Origin of the sequence: Streptomyces californicus (assembly GCF_000717645.1) — a bacterium.
GTDB lineage: Bacteria > Actinomycetota > Actinomycetes > Streptomycetales > Streptomycetaceae > Streptomyces > Streptomyces californicus.
In genome coordinates this window covers 1-15,014 of the sequence record NZ_JNZZ01000011.1, presented here as the reverse complement: position 1 = coordinate 15,014, position 15,014 = coordinate 1, and the positions used below count along the sequence as shown (strand labels likewise).

The 15,014-nt window shown below is 73.6% G+C and carries 10 protein-coding genes and 2 pseudogenes; 3 read left to right on the top strand and 9 right to left on the bottom strand.

Going from position 1 to position 15,014, the window contains the following annotated elements:
* Nucleotides 1–36: 36 nt before the first annotated feature.
* Both IF19_RS0115815 and IF19_RS0115810 read right to left on the bottom strand, forming a co-directional pair.
* On the bottom strand, nucleotides 37–3,288 hold the full coding sequence (locus tag IF19_RS0115815) for an NACHT domain-containing protein (protein WP_032748070.1): 3,252 nt from the start codon (nucleotides 3,286–3,288) through the stop codon (nucleotides 37–39).
* A gap of 137 nt (nucleotides 3,289–3,425) precedes the next feature.
* Nucleotides 3,426–3,767, bottom strand: a pseudogene (locus tag IF19_RS0115810) (trypco2 family protein); the annotation flags it as partial.
* Nucleotides 3,768–4,221: 454 nt separating this feature from the next.
* Here IF19_RS0115810 and IF19_RS0115805 point away from each other — a divergent pair.
* Nucleotides 4,222–4,923 carry a M23 family metallopeptidase gene (locus tag IF19_RS0115805; RefSeq protein ID WP_030114533.1) on the top strand — a complete coding sequence of 234 codons (702 nt, stop codon included), beginning with the start codon at nucleotides 4,222–4,224 and terminating at the stop codon, nucleotides 4,921–4,923.
* Nucleotides 4,924–5,121: 198 nt separating this feature from the next.
* On the opposite strand, the gene cseC is transcribed toward IF19_RS0115805, so the two are convergent.
* The 5 genes from cseC to IF19_RS0115780 all read right to left on the bottom strand — a co-directional run bounded on the left by cseC (nucleotide 5,122) and on the right by IF19_RS0115780 (nucleotide 10,038).
* Nucleotides 5,122–6,459, bottom strand: a complete 1,338-nt coding sequence (cseC, locus tag IF19_RS0115800) for a two-component system sensor histidine kinase CseC (protein WP_030120639.1) — start codon at nucleotides 6,457–6,459, stop codon at nucleotides 5,122–5,124.
* 47 nt (nucleotides 6,460–6,506) lie between these two features.
* Nucleotides 6,507–7,220 carry a two-component system response regulator CseB gene (cseB, locus tag IF19_RS0115795; RefSeq protein ID WP_030114530.1) on the bottom strand — a complete coding sequence of 238 codons (714 nt, stop codon included), beginning with the start codon at nucleotides 7,218–7,220 and terminating at the stop codon, nucleotides 6,507–6,509.
* A 31-nt stretch (nucleotides 7,221–7,251) separates the two neighbouring features.
* Nucleotides 7,252–7,920: a hypothetical protein gene (locus tag IF19_RS0115790; RefSeq protein WP_032748076.1), complete on the bottom strand. Its 669-nt coding sequence runs from the start codon at nucleotides 7,918–7,920 to the stop codon at nucleotides 7,252–7,254.
* 170 nt (nucleotides 7,921–8,090) lie between these two features.
* A complete protein-coding gene (locus tag IF19_RS0115785) occupies nucleotides 8,091–8,765 on the bottom strand; it encodes a SigE family RNA polymerase sigma factor (RefSeq protein ID WP_030114528.1) in 675 nt (224 codons plus the stop codon).
* Nucleotides 8,766–9,120: 355 nt separating this feature from the next.
* Nucleotides 9,121–10,038, bottom strand: a complete 918-nt coding sequence (locus tag IF19_RS0115780) for an HhH-GPD family protein (protein WP_030193976.1) — start codon at nucleotides 10,036–10,038, stop codon at nucleotides 9,121–9,123.
* A 304-nt stretch (nucleotides 10,039–10,342) separates the two neighbouring features.
* On the opposite strand from IF19_RS0115780, the gene IF19_RS0115775 reads away from it, so the two are divergent.
* Nucleotides 10,343–11,092 carry a hypothetical protein gene (locus IF19_RS0115775; RefSeq protein ID WP_030114526.1) on the top strand — a complete coding sequence of 250 codons (750 nt, stop codon included), beginning with the start codon at nucleotides 10,343–10,345 and terminating at the stop codon, nucleotides 11,090–11,092.
* 329 nt (nucleotides 11,093–11,421) lie between these two features.
* On the opposite strand, the gene disA is transcribed toward IF19_RS0115775, so the two are convergent.
* Both disA and radA read right to left on the bottom strand, forming a co-directional pair.
* The gene (gene disA, locus IF19_RS0115770) at nucleotides 11,422–12,546 is read right to left on the bottom strand and encodes a DNA integrity scanning diadenylate cyclase DisA (RefSeq protein WP_030193970.1); all 1,125 of its coding nucleotides are present in this window, start codon (nucleotides 12,544–12,546) and stop codon (nucleotides 11,422–11,424) included.
* Between the two features lie 80 nt (nucleotides 12,547–12,626).
* Nucleotides 12,627–14,039, bottom strand: a complete 1,413-nt coding sequence (radA, locus tag IF19_RS0115765) for a DNA repair protein RadA (protein ID WP_030114524.1) — start codon at nucleotides 14,037–14,039, stop codon at nucleotides 12,627–12,629.
* A gap of 374 nt (nucleotides 14,040–14,413) precedes the next feature.
* Here radA and IF19_RS0115760 point away from each other — a divergent pair.
* Nucleotides 14,414–15,014, top strand: a pseudogene (locus tag IF19_RS0115760) (hypothetical protein); the annotation flags it as partial.

Genomic DNA, 15,014 nt, shown 5'->3' with positions numbered 1-15,014 from the left:
TCCGTACCGGTCCGGGGCAGCCCCTTTTCCCTGCCGTCAGCGGTCGGAAAGAGTGATCCGGTCACCCAGCTCCTCGACGCCGGAGAGCGGGCGCCTCTCGTCCTCGTGGATCGTCACCGTCACCTCGGGCCAGGCGTGGAGCCATGAGAGGTCCAGTACGCCGTGGTGGGCGGAGGCCCTGATGCCCAGGCGCGACACCTTCGGGAAGAGCCCGCGCAGCAGCGGCAGATACCCACCGTCCGCGGGTGACTGCACCGTCAGCTCCGCGACGGACGGCACCGCCGGTGCGCCTCTGACGTCGGCTTCCCAGGGGAACGCGGTCAGCGCGAGAGCGGAGATCCGCGGATGAGCGCGCAGTTCACCGAGCGCGGCGTCGAAGTCGTCGAGCTCCCCGACCTCCAGCCTTTCCAGCGACGGCCAGGCGTCCAGCGCGTCCAGGGCGAGAGGGCCCCGGTTCTCCAACAGCAGCTGGGTGAGTCCGGGGTGCGGGGGCAGGTCACCGAGCCGGTCCGCCGTCAGATTCTCCAGCATCAGAAGACTCAGGCCGTCGGGCAGCCCGGCGAGCGCCTCCCGCGGCGAGGGCAACCGGGCGGCGTCCAGGAACAGGGCCGTCAGGGCGCTGAACTCCCTCAACGGCTTCAGGTCCCGCACACCGGGGCACGAGTCCAGGGACAGCAACTCCAAAGAGGTGCGCACGGGCCGGAGACAGGACAGATCGGAGACGAGCCGGTTGTCCCGGATGAACAGGTTCTGCAGCCGCGGTTTCCCCTCCAGGGCCTCGCTGATCTCCCGCTCGGCCAGATCCGTACTCAGGGAGAGGTCTTCGAGCAGCGGTATGTGGCGCAGCGCCCGGAGCCTCGCGCGGTCACTGATCATCCAGAAGACCGAGGAGTGGTCGCAGTGGGCGAGGACCTGCGTGGCGTACTCCTCGGGAGGGAAGTTCTGCCAGTCGTAGACGAACGAGTTGGTCAGACCGGGGTGGGCGAGAAGCCACGCCCGGGCATGGGGAACGGCCGCGCTTCCCCCCACCGTGGTGATCAGCTCGACCACGTGCTCGGCGGCCGGGTGCTCCGTCGCCATGGATTCCGGCTGGGGCAGGAAGCCGAGCGCGTCCGCTCCCAGCCGGGCCAGCGAGCCCACCTGAACACTGCCCATGGGGGGAAGCAGGCCGGCGAGTGACGTACGGATCTCCTCCCGCACCGCGCCGTCCAGCCAGGACGCGTACTGGGCGCACAGAGAGGCCAGGACGTGGAGGTCGGTGCGTTCGGGCGACCTCTTCCCGTGCTTCCCGCCCGCTTCCAGCAAGCCCTCGACCAGCCGCGCCAGTTGACGGCGTCCGCAGTGCCCGGCGGCCAGCAGGATGACGTCCTGCCAGGGCTCCTCGTCCGCGTGGCGCAGCAGTTCGTTGAGGTGGTCGTCCTCGATGAGCTCCTTGGCGGCCAGGTAGTCCTGGAAGGTGCGGTGGATGAACTGGTAGGTGCCGTCGCCGTGTTCCCGGAGCAGGCCGCTGCGGTTGAGCAGGTGGGTGAGGATCTGCTCGGGCGGGCCCTGGGCGCTCACCCGGTCCATCCCCGCGAGCGCCCGGCCGAGCTGGCGCAGCGCCTGGTCGCGGGTGAACTCGGACTGGCCCTCGCGGACCAGCCAGACCGCGATCCGCTGGAGGAGCTGGGCGGCGTCCTCGACGTCCAGATCGATGCCTTCCGGACCCTCGATCCTGCGCCGGCGGTCGCGGTTGCCCAGCAGCATCTCCAGCGCCGAGCGGTACAGCTTCCACCGGGTCTCCGGGAGGAAGCCGTCGCGCCGGCGGTGCAGGGCGCAGATCACCGCGCAGAGCAGCGGCGTACGGGCCAGGTCGCGGAGGGTGGAATTCTGCTCGAACTGGCGGGAGAGGTCCTGTTCCAGTTCGTCCAGTCGCTCGACGTCATCCTGCTCGGAGAGCCGGGCCGCCCGGTGCCAGCAGCTCACGAACGCCTGGATGTCGTCGTTCCGCATCGGCAGCAGCCGCAGCTCCGCGAAGTCCTCGGAGCGCAGCCAGTCCGCCTCGACGGCGAGCGGTCGTACGGTCGCGACGCACCGGGTGCCCGGATAGCGGGCCAGGAGCTGCGAGAGCCAGGTGTGCGCCTGCTCACGCTCCTCCGGGGGCACCTCGTCCAGGCCGTCCACCAGCAGCAGCGCCCGCCCGGCCTCCAGGACCCGGCCCGCCCAGCCCTGCGGGGCCGCGTCGACCACCAGACCCGCCGCGCCCGACAGCTCCGCCGGACCCGGGAACGCCGCCCCCCGGGCGCGCAGGGTGCGCAGCGGCACCATGAAGGGGATCAGCCCGTTCAGCGGGGCCAGCGCGCCCTCCAGCGTGCGGGCCGAGGCGTGGGCGGCCAGCCACCACAGCAGCGTCGTCTTGCCCGCGCCCGCCTCGCCGCGCAGCAGGACGCGCGGGCGGCCGACGAGGAGATCGTCGATGCGCTGGGGGAGCGGCGGGGCGAGCTTGAGGGCCTGCTCCTGCGCCTGGGCCTCCAGGCTCAGGTACGCCGTGTCCAGGTCCCAGGCGGAGTCGTGGCGGCTCAGCTCGTCCAGGCCGAAGATCTTCGTCCGGCGGTACGCGACCCCGAGGGCCTGCGCGTACTCCGTCTCGTACCGCAGGTCGCGGGGGAAGCTGCCGTGCACCCGCTCCTCCCGCGGGTCGCCCGCCGACCGCCGGTAGACGAGGCGGAACGGCTCCGCCGCCAGGACCCGCCCCAGCGGTACGCACTCGACCCGGCGGCCGTCGCGCCCGCGCGGGACCTGGCGGGCCACGCCCAGCAGCACGTCCCCCAGGAAGACCGGGCCGCCCGAGAGCCCGGCCAGGGACGCCGTCTCGTCGTCGGGGTGCGCGGCGGGCGGGCCGTCCAGGTCGCAGACCAGCAGGTCGCGGACGCGGCCCGCCAGCGGAAGGACCGTCGCCGTGTACTGGTCCGCCTCCAGCCGCCGGTCGGGGCCGTACCGCTGGAGGCGCGGGAAGCCGGTGATCTCGCAGTCGGATATCGCCTGGCGGGTGTCGACCACGCCGAGGCGTACGGGAGGGACGGCCCGGACCGTTTCGACGGCCTCCAGCAGGGCGACGTCCAGGCGGTAGTCGATCCAGGCGACCGTGGCCCGTACCCGGCCCGCCAGCGCCGGGTGGGCGATGTGGACGGAGCCCGACTTGACCACATGGGCGCAGGTGAGGACCAGCCGGTCGGTGAGGAGGACGCCGCTGCCCTGCTGGTTCGCGGTGACGACCACCGTACGGTCGGCCAGGGGCACCGCGCTCACGGCCTCGCCGCCCCCTCGCCGGACGCCGCCGGGGACGCGTCGTCCGGCCCCGGGCCCCCGCTGAACCAGGGCGAGGAGGTGCGGTCCGCCTCCGGGTCGTCACCGAACCCGGCCGTCGATCCTTGGTCCGCCTCCGGGCCCGTACCGAACCCCGCCGTCGATCCGTCGTCCCGCGTCCCGATCTCCCACGCCTCGCCCGTCACGGCGTTGCGGGGGGTCAGGGTGAAGGCCACCTTGTGCGTGCGGCCCGAGGCGAGGGCGGCGTCCGTGCCCGCCTCGACCACCCACGCCTTCACCTTGCCGCCCGCCTTCGCCTCGCGGCGCAGTTCGAGGGTGAACTCCATCTGGATGTCCCCGACCGCGAAGGAGACCGGGTGGTCCGTGGCGCGGGTCGCCGCGTCGATGAGCTGGTTGCGGATGGACGCGACGGCGTCCGCGAGCTCGATGCCGTCCAGCGCGTGGGTGTTCTCGGCCGTCATGGGTCCCCCGGGGTGCGGTGCCGTTTCCCGTCAGCGTAGTGAAACACCGTGCCGAAGGTCCCGAAACGGAAGGACCAAGGTCCCACCGCCGGTGACAAGGCGCACAGGCCGAAACATGCCTACTACGCACGCTAGGAGGAACGGACCGGACCGGCTCCGGGACCTTCGGCCCGGCGTCGGCGGGCCGTTGCGAGGTTTCGTCCGATACGGACGTTCAGCGGTGCCGTGTCCGGAGAAGGCGGCCCGGAACAGGCGTTGAACCCATCCCTCGCGAAGGATTCCGTGGGCCGCGCGAACCTCTCGTAAAGGGACAACTCCACCCCATTCCCCCGGTCATCTCTACGGCTTTTCATCGTAGATGGGGTGTTTGAGCACCGCCGGGGGTGCGGGTTACCAAGGTTGAGCAAGCCCGGACAGCACGCCGGGTCCACTCACCTTCGGAGGACTTCCCCGTATGAAGCGCGCAACGAACCAGCACACCATCCGCCCGTCCGCCTTCCGCGTCCGTGGCGCCGTCCTGGCCGCCGGCCTGGGAGCGTCCGTGGTGCTGGGTGCCGGTACGGCGTTCGCCTCCGGCGGCACCGAGGCCGCCGCTCCGCTCACCGCGAGCACCACCGCCGACGCGGTCGCCGCCCAGGCCGCCGCGCAGGGCAAGGCCGCCGACGCCGCCAAGAAGAAGGCGTCCGACGCGAAGAAGAAGGCCGAGGACAAGAAGAAGGCCGCGAAGAAGAACGCCGCCTCCTGGAAGACCCCGGTCAAGAAGTACACGCTGACCGCCAGCTACGGCACCGGCGGCGCCCGCTGGGCCGCCAAGCACTCCGGCCAGGACTTCGCGGTGCCGATCGGCACCAAGGTCACGGCCGCCCACACCGGCACCGTCGTGAAGGCCGGCCCGAACGGCGCCGGCGACGGCCCCGCGTACGGCAACGCCATCGTGATCAAGCACGCCAACGGCAAGTACTCGCAGTACGCGCACCTGTCGAAGGTCAACGTGAAGATCGGCCAGCACGTGAAGACGGGCCAGAAGATCGCCCTGTCCGGCAACACCGGCAACTCCAGCGGTCCGCACCTGCACTTCGAGATCCGCACCACCCCGAACTACGGCTCGGCGCTGAACCCGGCCGCGTTCCTCCGCTCGGTGCACGTCTCCATCTGATCCGGCCGGCGTCACCGCGCGGCCCCCGGCCCCGGCGCCGGGCCGCGCAGCACAACCGAAGAGCGTTCAGTGGACCCGTTACACCCCGGTACCCGGGGCGTGCGCCCGGGTCACCCGACCGACGGCGACGTCGAGGACAGCCTCACGGCTCACTCCTCGGGGTCGCCGTCGGCGTTCTCCCGGGGTGCCGGGAACCGCTCAGTGCGACGCCGGCGACTGCTCCGCCGTCCGCAGCACCGGGAAGCTCCCGGTCACCGTCGGCGCGTGCTCCGGCAGCCACAGCACCGCGATCGCCCCGCCCGTGCCCTCCGCCGCACCCGAGGGCGCCGCGTTGCGGAAGGTCAGCCGGGCCCCCAGCACCCGGGCCTGGCCCGCCGCGATCGTCAGACCCAGACCGTGCCCGTGCCCGGCCCGGTCCGCGCTGCCCGTACGGAACCGGCTCGGCCCGTCCCGCAGCAGTTCCTCCGGGAAACCCGGGCCGTGGTCGCGGACCCGGACCACCCGGCCCTCCACCGTCACCTCCACCGGTGCGGAACCGTGCTTGGCGGCGTTGCCGAGCAGATTGCCGAGGATGCGCTCCAGCCGCCGCGGATCGGTGGAGACCCAGGACTCGTGCACCACCCGTACGGTCACCTCGGGGTTCAGCAGCCCGATCCGGCGGCTGACGAACTCGCCGAGCGGCAGCATCTGCAGCTCCGCCCGCTCCGAGGCACTGTCCAGGCGGGCCACCTCCAGCACGTCCTCGACCAGCGTCCGCATCGCCTGCGCCCGGTCCCGTACCAGCTCGGTGGGGCGGCCCGGCGGCAGCAGCTCGGCCGCCGTGAGCAGCCCCGTCACCGGGGTGCGCAGCTCGTGGGCGATGTCCGCGGTGACCCGGCGCTCCGCCTCGATCCGCTCGTTCAGCGCGTCGGTCAGCGCGTCGACCGCCCGCGCCAGCTCGTCCGTCTCGTCGCGGACGACCCCGCCGACCGCGTCCCCGACCCGTACGTCCGTCTGCCCCTGGGCGACCAGGCCCGCCGCGGCCGCCGCCTTGCGCAGCCGCCGCGAGAGCCGCCCGCCGATGAGCACCCCGAGCGCGCAGCCACCGAAGACCACCGAGACCGAGCCGATGATCAGCGCCCGGTCCAGGTCGTCCATGATCGTGGCGGAGCGGTCGGCGAACCGGGTGTGCAGCGAGAGGACGTCCCCGTTGGCCAGCGGCAGGGCCGCCCAGACCTCGGGTACCCCGTCGGCGCCCTGCTCGACGTGGGTGGCCCGGCGGTTCGCGCGGACCTCGTCGCGCAGGGACGGCGGGAGCGTCGGGTCGTTGAGCTGCGCCCCGAACTTCGGGCCGCCCTTCTGCATGCTCGTCGCCTCGTAGAAGCGCTGGGCGCCGAGCAGCCGCTCCAACTGCACCTCGCGGGCGTTCTCGATCATCGAGACGCGGGCCGCGTTGTGCACCACGAGGCTCAGCGCCACCGCGATGAGCGCGCCGACCGCCGCGATGGCGATGCTGATCTTCCAGCGGACACCCGTCCGCAGGGCCGGCCACTTCATCCGTGCCTCACCACTCGCTCCACGTCCCCGTCCGCGTCCGTGCCGCGTCAGCCGCGCAGCTTGTAGCCGAAGCCGCGGACCGTGTCGATCCGGTCCTGGCCGATCTTGGTGCGCAGCCGCTGGACATGGACGTCCACGACCCGGGTGTCGCCGCCCCAGCCGTAGTCCCAGACCCGCTCCAGGAGCCGGTCGCGGGAGAGGACGGTGCCCGGCGCGGAGGAGAACTCCAGCAGCAGCCGCATCTCGGTGGGCGTCAGCGCCACCTGCTCACCGGCGCGCCGCACCTCCATGCCGTCCGTGTCGACCTCCAGGTCGCCGAAGACCAGCACCCCGCCGAGCGCCTCGGAGCCGTCCTCCGTGCCGCCCTGGCCCGGTCCGTCCGGCCCGGCCGCGTGGCCGAAGCGGCGCAGCACGGCCCGGATGCGGGCGACCAGGACCGCGCCGTCGAAGGGCTTGGTCACGTAGTCGTCGGCCCCGGCCTCCAGGCCGAGCACCACGTCGATGGCGTCGGCCCGCGCGGAGAGCATGATCACCGGGACGGTCGACTCGTCCCGGATGCGGCGGCAGAGGCTGACCCCGTCCAGGCCCGGCACCATCACGTCGAGCAGCGCGATGTCCGGCCGGTCGGCGCGGAACGCCTCCAGACCGGAGAGCCCGTCGGGCATCGCGGTGACCGTGAAGCCGACCCGCTCCAGGGCGAGCTGGGTGGCCTCCCGGATGACGTCGTCGTCCTCGACGAAGAGGACATGGGTCTCGGCCATGGGTCTGCTTCTCTCGCTTTCCGTCCCGCTCTCAGTTCCCGTCCGGTTCCGCCGGGGACTCCCGCGGGGCCGGTTCCACCTGCTCCGACTGGACGGGAAGGTCACCGTCCGTGCCCTCGACGGCACGGCTGAACTCGTTGTGCACCCGGTCGTGCTCGGTGAAGCGGTCGTTCGCCCAACGGTAGGTGACCACTTCCGAGCCGGACGGGTAGGCCAGCGGATCCTTCGACCCGTAGACCTGCGTCGTCACCACCAGGTCGCCCCGGTCGATCGTCCCGTAGACGGCGGGGACCTCGACCGCGAAGACGTTCTCGTACGCGCCCTTGTCGTCCGCCCGGTACACATACGTCCCGACGCTGACCGAGTCGGCGCAGCTCATCACGTTGACCACCACGTCGGCGGTGCGGCCGCCGGTCATCGACCCGTAGGAGGTGTCGATGGGGTACGTCCTGCCCGCGCAGGGCTTGAGCCCTTCCCGGACCCGCTCGCCCACCTTGGGGTCGTTCTTGAGCAGCTTCACGGCGTCGACCCGGCGGACGGGCGCGTCCGTGCCGGTCGGGCCGGTCCGCGGGGTGATCTGGGCGACCGGCTGGCTGCCGGCGGGGCCCTCGTCCCGGGTGCCGGTGCCGCCCGTGGAGCAGCCGACGGTGAACAGCCCGAAGGCGGCGAGCCCGGCCAAGGCCGTGCCGCTCGCCGCCATACCCGTACGGAAGCCCTGGCTCCGGCTCCGCCTTTGGAGCCGGCCGGCGCGGGATCTGCCCGGGGTGTCGTCGTCCGCTTCCCGGGCGCCGCCCGGGGAGGTCGTGCCGTTGCCGGAGCCGCCCGGGGGTCGTCCGTCCCCGTGACCGCCCGCGCCGACGCTGCTGCCTCTCAGGCCGCGCACCGCTCCATCCCCCGCTCGTCGTGACGCCTGTCGTGCCGCGCCGGTGTGCGCGCCCCCGTCCGCGGCACCGAGGTGAGCGGCGACCGCTGGGCGGGGACACGGGAGGAGGCGGCGGCCGGGGCCGCGCTCGGCCGGTCACCGTGTTCCCGGGCGACCGCCTCGCGGCTGTCCAGCTCGCGGCTCTCCAGCTCCTGGCGCAGCCGCGCCAGGGCCCGGTGCAGCGTGCTCTTGACCGTACCGGCCGACATGCCGAGCGCCGCAGCCGTCTCCTCCGTGCTCATCTGCTCCCAGTGTCGCAGCACGACGACGCTGCGCTGCTTGGGAGCCAGAATGCCCAGGATGTCCATCAGCAGGGCGCGGTCGGCGCGCTGCTCGCTGCCGTCGTCGACGCTCGCGTCGGGGAGCTCCTCGGTCGGGACCTCTTCGAGCTTGCGCGCCCGCCACCACTCGGTACGGGTGTTGATCATGACGCGGCGCAGGTAGGCGTCGGCGAGCGACTTGTCGGCGATGCCGTCCCAGCGGCCGTACGTGCGCACCAGGGCGGTCTGCAGCAGGTCCTGGGCGTCCACGGGGTCGGGGACCAGCCGGCGCGCACTGCGCAGCAGCGCGTCCTGCCGTGTGCGTACGTAGTCCTCGAACGCGAGCACCTCGCCCTGCGTCATGACAACCGCCTCCGTCCCCGAACATCCCCGTGTGGCGCCGGGCCGCGGTGGTCTCCGCGGTCCGGCCGTTCTGCTGTCGCAGACGCTACGGAGGGGTTGTCACGGCGATGTGCGGAGCAGCCGTAGGCCGGTGCACGGCTGTCCATCGGTTGTGTAACAGCGGGGGAGGGGAGGCCCGGCGCGGGCGCGCCCGCCGGGTGTGCATCAAACACGCGCCTGTGTAGAGGTTGGGTTCTTCCCCCGCCCCCTACCGGCCGGGGGCAGGCGATGGGAAGCGGGTACCGGCCGGGGGCAGGCGATCGGCAGCGGGTGCCGCCTGGGGGGTCAGGCCATCGGCAGGCGGCACGGTCGGAGGTCAGGTCATCGGCAGCCGGTAGCGGCCGTCCGCCAGCGGCTCGACGAGCCCGTCCGCGACCAGTCCGTCCAGCGCCCTGGCCCGCTGCACCGGCTCCTCCCACACCGCGTCCAGCGCGGCCTGCGGTACAGGGGCCACCGCGTCCCGCAACACGGCCAGCAGCCGCCCGCGCACCTGGCGGTCGGTCCCGGCGTACGTCTGCCCCTTGCGCGGCGGTCCCTCGTGCGCCGGCTTCCCCGCCAGCCGCCAGGAACACCGCGCGGCGATGGGGCACCGGTCGCAGTTCTCGTTGCGCGCGGTGCACACGAGGGCGCCCAGTTCCATGGTGGCCGCCGCCCACTTCGCCGCCCGCTCGTCCTCCTCGGGCAGCAGGGCGCGGGCGAGCTTGCGCTCGGCGGCCGTGGTCGCGTTCGGCGGGTACTGGACGCCGGTCGCGGCGCGGGCGAACACCCGGCGGACGTTCGTGTCGAGCACCGCGTGCCGCTGCCCGTACGCGAACGAGGCCACGGCCGCCGCCGTGTACTCCCCGATCCCGGGCAGCGCCAGCAGCTGGGCGTGCTCGCTCGGCACATCGCCGCCGTGCCGTTCCGTTATCGCCTGCGCCGCCCCGTGCAGCCGCAGCGCGCGGCGCGGGTAGCCGAGCCGGCCCCAGGCGCGGACCGCCTCGCCGGGCGCCTCGGCGGCCAGGTCGGCGGGGCGGGGCCAGCGGGCGAGCCACTGCTCGTAAACGGGGAGGACCCGGTTCACCGGGGTCTGCTGGAGCATGAACTCGCTGACCATCACGCCCCAGGCGCCCGCTTCGGGGCGGCGCCAGGGCAGATCGCGGGCGTGCTGCTCGAACCACCCGATGACGGGCGTGTGGAGGGAGGAGGCGGCGACGGGGGGCGTCTGGGCTGAGGGCGAAGTCATGGCAGTCATGGCACTCACGATCCTGGCACGGAAGGCGGGGCGGGTGTCACGGGCGCGGGCGGTGTCGGCTCGCGCGGCGGCCCTCGGGGTGACAACGCCACCCGTTCTGTCCCCTCTGACCGGCTCGCGCCCTAGGTCCCGTGATGATGATCGGCAAAACTTGTGAGCGGAGCGGCGGGTGGGGCCGGAGAAGCTCCGGATCTCTCGTAGAGTTCGGAGCGTGGGATCTATGCGCAATCCGGTCGGTCCGCTTCCCTCCAGCATCTACTGGCGTCGAAGGGCGGTAGCGGGACTTCTGGTTGCGCTGCTCGCCGTGTTGATCGCCTGGGCCGTGACGTCCACGGGCGGCGGGGGAAGCCGTGACGACGGCAAGCCGGGTGGCTCCGACCCGGTCGAGTCGATCACTCCCGGACCGGGCAGCTCCGGTCCCGCGATCAGCCAACAGCCGGGCGGGCGCGACGAGTCGGACGACGAGGACGGCTCCGGAGGCTCGGGCGGCTCGGGCGGACCCTCCGGCGGCGCGGACGGGGGCGGTTCGTCCGACGGGGCGTCAACAGGCGGTGCCGGTACGGGCGGTGCGGACGGGTCCGGCGCGGGCACGGCGGGCACGGGCGGCGGCGACGGCGCGGGCCGTCAGGTCCCGGCGGGCTCCCCGCTCCCCGAATGCAAGCCCGCCGACGTGCGGTTGAGCCTCCGGACGAAGGTCAGCTACGGCCCCGACGACAAGCCGAAGTTCGAACTGATCGCGAAGAACACCTCGAAGGCCGCGTGCAAGGCCGACTTCGGGCCGAAGAGCGCGGTGCTCACGGTGACCGAGGCGGGCGGCGAGGACGACGACCCGATCTGGTCCTCGAAGGACTGCCCCGCGGCGGCGGACCCGCTGTTCCTGGCGGTCCCGGCGGGGGCGACGGTGATCCACACGGTGGACTGGAACCGGACGCTGTCCGCGCCGCGCTGTGCGACCCCGCCGGCCGGGAAGGCGGAACCGGGCACGTACCTGCTGGAGGCGAAGGCCCCGGGCATCCCGGTCCAGCGAGCCTCGTTCGTCCTGGCGAAGGACTGACCCCGCGCGCCGACCGTCCTGCGGCGCGCCGGGCATCCTCAGCCCTTCCGGCGGCCCTTCGCAGCCCGGCCTGTTCGGCGTGGTCGGGCATTTCCAGCCCGCCCGGCACCCCCAGCCCGTCCGGCGTTTGAGGACGGACCCGTTGAGATGGTCGGGCATCTCCAGCCCGTCCGGCGTTTGAGGACGGACCCGTTCATGCGGGCGGGCGCGTGGCTCGTGGTGTGGGGTCGGCCGGGCATCCCCAGCCGGTCCGGCGTTTGAGGGCGGACCCGTTCACGCGGGCGGGCGTGAGGCCCGCGGCCCCGGGCGACCCGGACAGCCCGCGGCCCTCAGACGTAGCGTTCCAGGATCGAGGACTCCGCCAGCCGCGACAGCCCCTCCCGCACGCTGCGGGCCCGCGCCTCGCCGACGCCGTCCACCGCCTGGAGGTCGTCCACGCTCGCGGCCAGCAGCTTCTGCAGGCCGCCGAAGTGCTCCACCAGCCGCTCGATGATCGCGTTCGGCAGCCGCGGGACCTTCGCCAGCAGCCGGAAGCCCCGCGGGGAGACCGCCGAGTCCAGCGTCTCGGGCGAACCGCTGTAGCCCAGCGCCCGCGCCACCACCGGCAGCTCCAGCAGCTCGGTGTGGGTCAGCGCGTCCAGCTCCGTCAGGGCCTCGGCCACCGTCCGCGACCGCTTCGCCGTCGGCTCGGGGACGTAGTCGCGGACGACCAGCTCCCGCTCCGGCTCCACGCCCGCGATCAGCTCGTCCAGCTGGAGCGCCAGGAGGCGTCCGTCGGTGCCGAGCTCGACCACGTACTCCGCGATCTCCGTCGCGATCCGCCGCACCATCTCCAGGCGCTGCGCCACCGCCGTCACGTCCCGGACGGTGACCAGGTCCTCGATCTCCAGGGCGGACAGCGTGCCCGCCACCTCGTCGAGGCGCAGCTTGTACCGCTCCAGCGTGGCGAGCGCCTGGTTGGCCCGGGACAGGATCGCGGAGGACTCCTCCAGGACCCGCCGCTCCCCGTGCACGTACAGCGCGATCAGCCGCATCGACTGGGAGACCGAGACGACGGGGAAGCCGCACGCCTTGGAGACCCGGTCCGCCGTACGGTGCCGGGTGCCCGTCTCCTCCGTGGGGATCGAGGCGTCCGGGACCAGCTGCACGCCGGCCCGCAGGATCTTCGTCATGTCCTTGTCGAGGATCAGCGCCCCGTCGAGCTTGCACAGCTCTCGCAGGCGCGTCGCCGTGAACTCGACGTCCAGCACGAATCCGCCGGTGCACATCGACTCGACGGTCTTGTCCATGCCCAGCACGATCAGGCCACCGGTATTGCCGCGGAGAATGCGCTCCAGGCCGTCCCGCAGGGCCATACCGGGCGCGACCGCGCTCAGCGAGGCGCGCATCAGCGCCTCGTTGCCGGTGCCTTGGCCGGACTTTCCGGGCGTCGTCGCCCGGTCGTTGGCTGCCACTGCACTCCTCCGGTCACAGGTTTGCGGTGCTCTCGCGTCCGCCGTGCCGTGTCCACGGGCGGGCGAGACCAGGGCAAAGTCTACCGGCGCGCGCCGTCCTCCTGTGGTGCCTCCTGGCGAGAGCGGCGCGGGAGGACCCGCAGAGCGTCGCCCATGTCGGCGACTTCCGTGACCTTCATACCGGCCGGGACCTTCCCCGGGTCCGTCGGGACGAGGGCGTGGGTGAAGCCCAGCCGGTGCGCCTCGGCCAGCCTCCGCTGCACCCCGGTGACCCGCCTGACCTCGCCCGCGAGGCCCACCTCGCCGATCGCGACCAGGTTCTTCGGGAGGGGGGTGTCGCTGGCCGCGCTGGCCAGCGCGAGCGCGACGGCCAGGTCGGCCGCGGGCTCGGTGAGCTTCACGCCGCCCACCGTCGCGCTGTAGATGTCCCGCTTGCCGAGCGCGCTGATCCGGCCGCGCTGCTCCAGCACGGCGAGCATCATCGACACCCGCGAGGTCTCCAGGCCGGAGGTGGTGCGCCGGGGCGAGGGGATCTGCGAGTCGACGGTCAGCGCCTGCACCTCGGCCACCAGCGGCCGCTTGCCCTCCAGCGTCACGGTGAGGCAGGTGCCCGGCACCGCCACGTCGCGGCGGGTCAGGAAGAGGCCCGAGGGGTCGGCGAGTCCGGTGATGCCCTCGTCGTGCAGTTCGAAGCAGCCGACCTCGTCGGTCGCGCCGTAACGGTTCTTGACGCCCCGCACCAGCCGCAGCCGGGCGTGCCGGTCGCCCTCGAAGGAGAGCACCACGTCCACCAGGTGCTCCAGCAGCCGGGGCCCGGCGATCGCGCCGTCCTTGGTGACGTGGCCGACCAGCAGCGTGGCCATCCCGCGCTCCTTGGACGCCCGGATGAGCGCCCCGGCGACCTCCCGGACCTGGGCCATCCCGCCGGGCGCGCCGTCGATCTCCGGCGAGGCGACCGTCTGCACCGAGTCCAGGACCAGCAGCGAGGGCTTCACCGCGTCCAGGTGGCCGAGCACCGCCGACAGATCGGTCTCCGCCGCGAGGTAGAGGTGGTCGTTGATCGCCTTGATCCGGTCGGCGCGCAGCCGGACCTGGCTCGCGGACTCCTCGGCGGTCACGTACAGCGTGCGGTGGTCGTCGCTCGCCGCCTTGGCCGCCACGTCCAGCAGCAGCGTCGACTTGCCGACGCCCGGCTCGCCCGCCAGCAGCACGACCGCGCCCGGGACGAGCCCGCCGCCCAGCACCCGGTCCAGCTCGCCGACGCCCGTCGAGCGGGCGGTCGCCGTCCGGCTGTCGACCTGGCCGATCGGCAGCGCGGCCGTGGAGACCCGGCCGGCGGCGGTGGTGCGCACGGCGGGGGCGCCGCCGAACTCCTCGACCGTCCCCCACGCCTGGCACTCGGGGCAACGGCCGAGCCACTTGGCGGTGGTCCAGCCGCATTCGGTGCAGCGGTAGGACGGCCGGTCCTTCGCGGATTTCGTACGGGCAGCCATGGCGTCACCGTATCGGTGGGGTACGACAACGCCGCCCACGCGGTCGGCGGCAGGCGCCGGGCACCCGACGGTCGCGGCACGCACCGAACCCGGCGGTACGGCGTACTGGACGCCGCCGGTACGGCGCACCGGACGCCGACGGTACGGAGAAGGGGCGCCGTCGCCACGGAGGAAGGGCGCGGAGACAGGGCGCGGGCGGTACGGAGGGAGGGCGTGCGCCCGCCGCCACACGCAGGGCGCACGGGAGCACTCCGGGCGCACACGCCCGATTCCCCGGCCTCTGTCCTCTTTCGAGGGATACATTCACCCGTAAGGATTAAATGTGCTCAAGGGGCACTTGGGGTGTGCACTCCTCTGCCTACGGTCGCCGGGTGATGAGCAGCAGGCTGGAGTCCCCTACGCACACCACCGGCGCACACCGGGCGCACCGTCGAGCGGCCCGCACCCCGGCCCAGCGGCCGTCCGCCCGCTACGAGCCCTATCTCGACGGGCTCTTCACCTACTGCCTCGCCGTGCTCTGCGACCATGACGCGGCCGCCGACGCGCTCGGCGCCGCCCTGGCGGTCGCGGACCGGCAGGACGCCCGGTGCCCCTCGACCGAGCCGGAGCGCCGGTCCTGGCTGTACGCGCTGGCCCGGTGGGCCTGTCTCCGGGCCCTCGCCGAGCGGGCGCAGGGCCGCCGGGCCCACCGCCGTACCTCGGGCCCGGCCGAGCCGCCCCGTACGGCCGGGGCGCCGGGCCACGTCCGCCACCGGGGGGCGCGCACCGCCCGGCGCACGCCGGAGCACACCCCGCCCGCAGCCCCCGGCCGCACCGCGCCCGCCCCGCCCGCTGCAACCGCCCCCGGCCACGCCCAGCCCGCCTCGGCCGCCGACACCGCGCCCGGCCACACAGCGCCCGCCCCGCCCACCGCGCCCGACCGCCCCGCCACCACCCCGCCGCCCCGGCTCGGAGCCGGAAACCGGGGGGGCGGGC

Bases quoted from the DNA above. Each gene is read 5' to 3' on its own strand.
- IF19_RS0115805 (WP_030114533.1), top strand. From the start codon at position 4,222: ATGAAGCGCGCAACGAACCAGCACACCATCCGCCCGTCCGCCTTCCGC.
- cseC (WP_030120639.1), bottom strand. From the start codon at position 6,459: ATGAAGTGGCCGGCCCTGCGGACGGGTGTCCGCTGGAAGATCAGCATC.
- cseB (WP_030114530.1), bottom strand. From the start codon at position 7,220: ATGGCCGAGACCCATGTCCTCTTCGTCGAGGACGACGACGTCATCCGG.
- IF19_RS0115790 (WP_032748076.1), bottom strand. From the start codon at position 7,920: ATGGCGGCGAGCGGCACGGCCTTGGCCGGGCTCGCCGCCTTCGGGCTG.
- IF19_RS0115785 (WP_030114528.1), bottom strand. From the start codon at position 8,765: ATGACGCAGGGCGAGGTGCTCGCGTTCGAGGACTACGTACGCACACGG.
- IF19_RS0115780 (WP_030193976.1), bottom strand. From the start codon at position 10,038: ATGACTGCCATGACTTCGCCCTCAGCCCAGACGCCCCCCGTCGCCGCC.
- radA (WP_030114524.1), bottom strand. From the start codon at position 14,039: ATGGCTGCCCGTACGAAATCCGCGAAGGACCGGCCGTCCTACCGCTGC.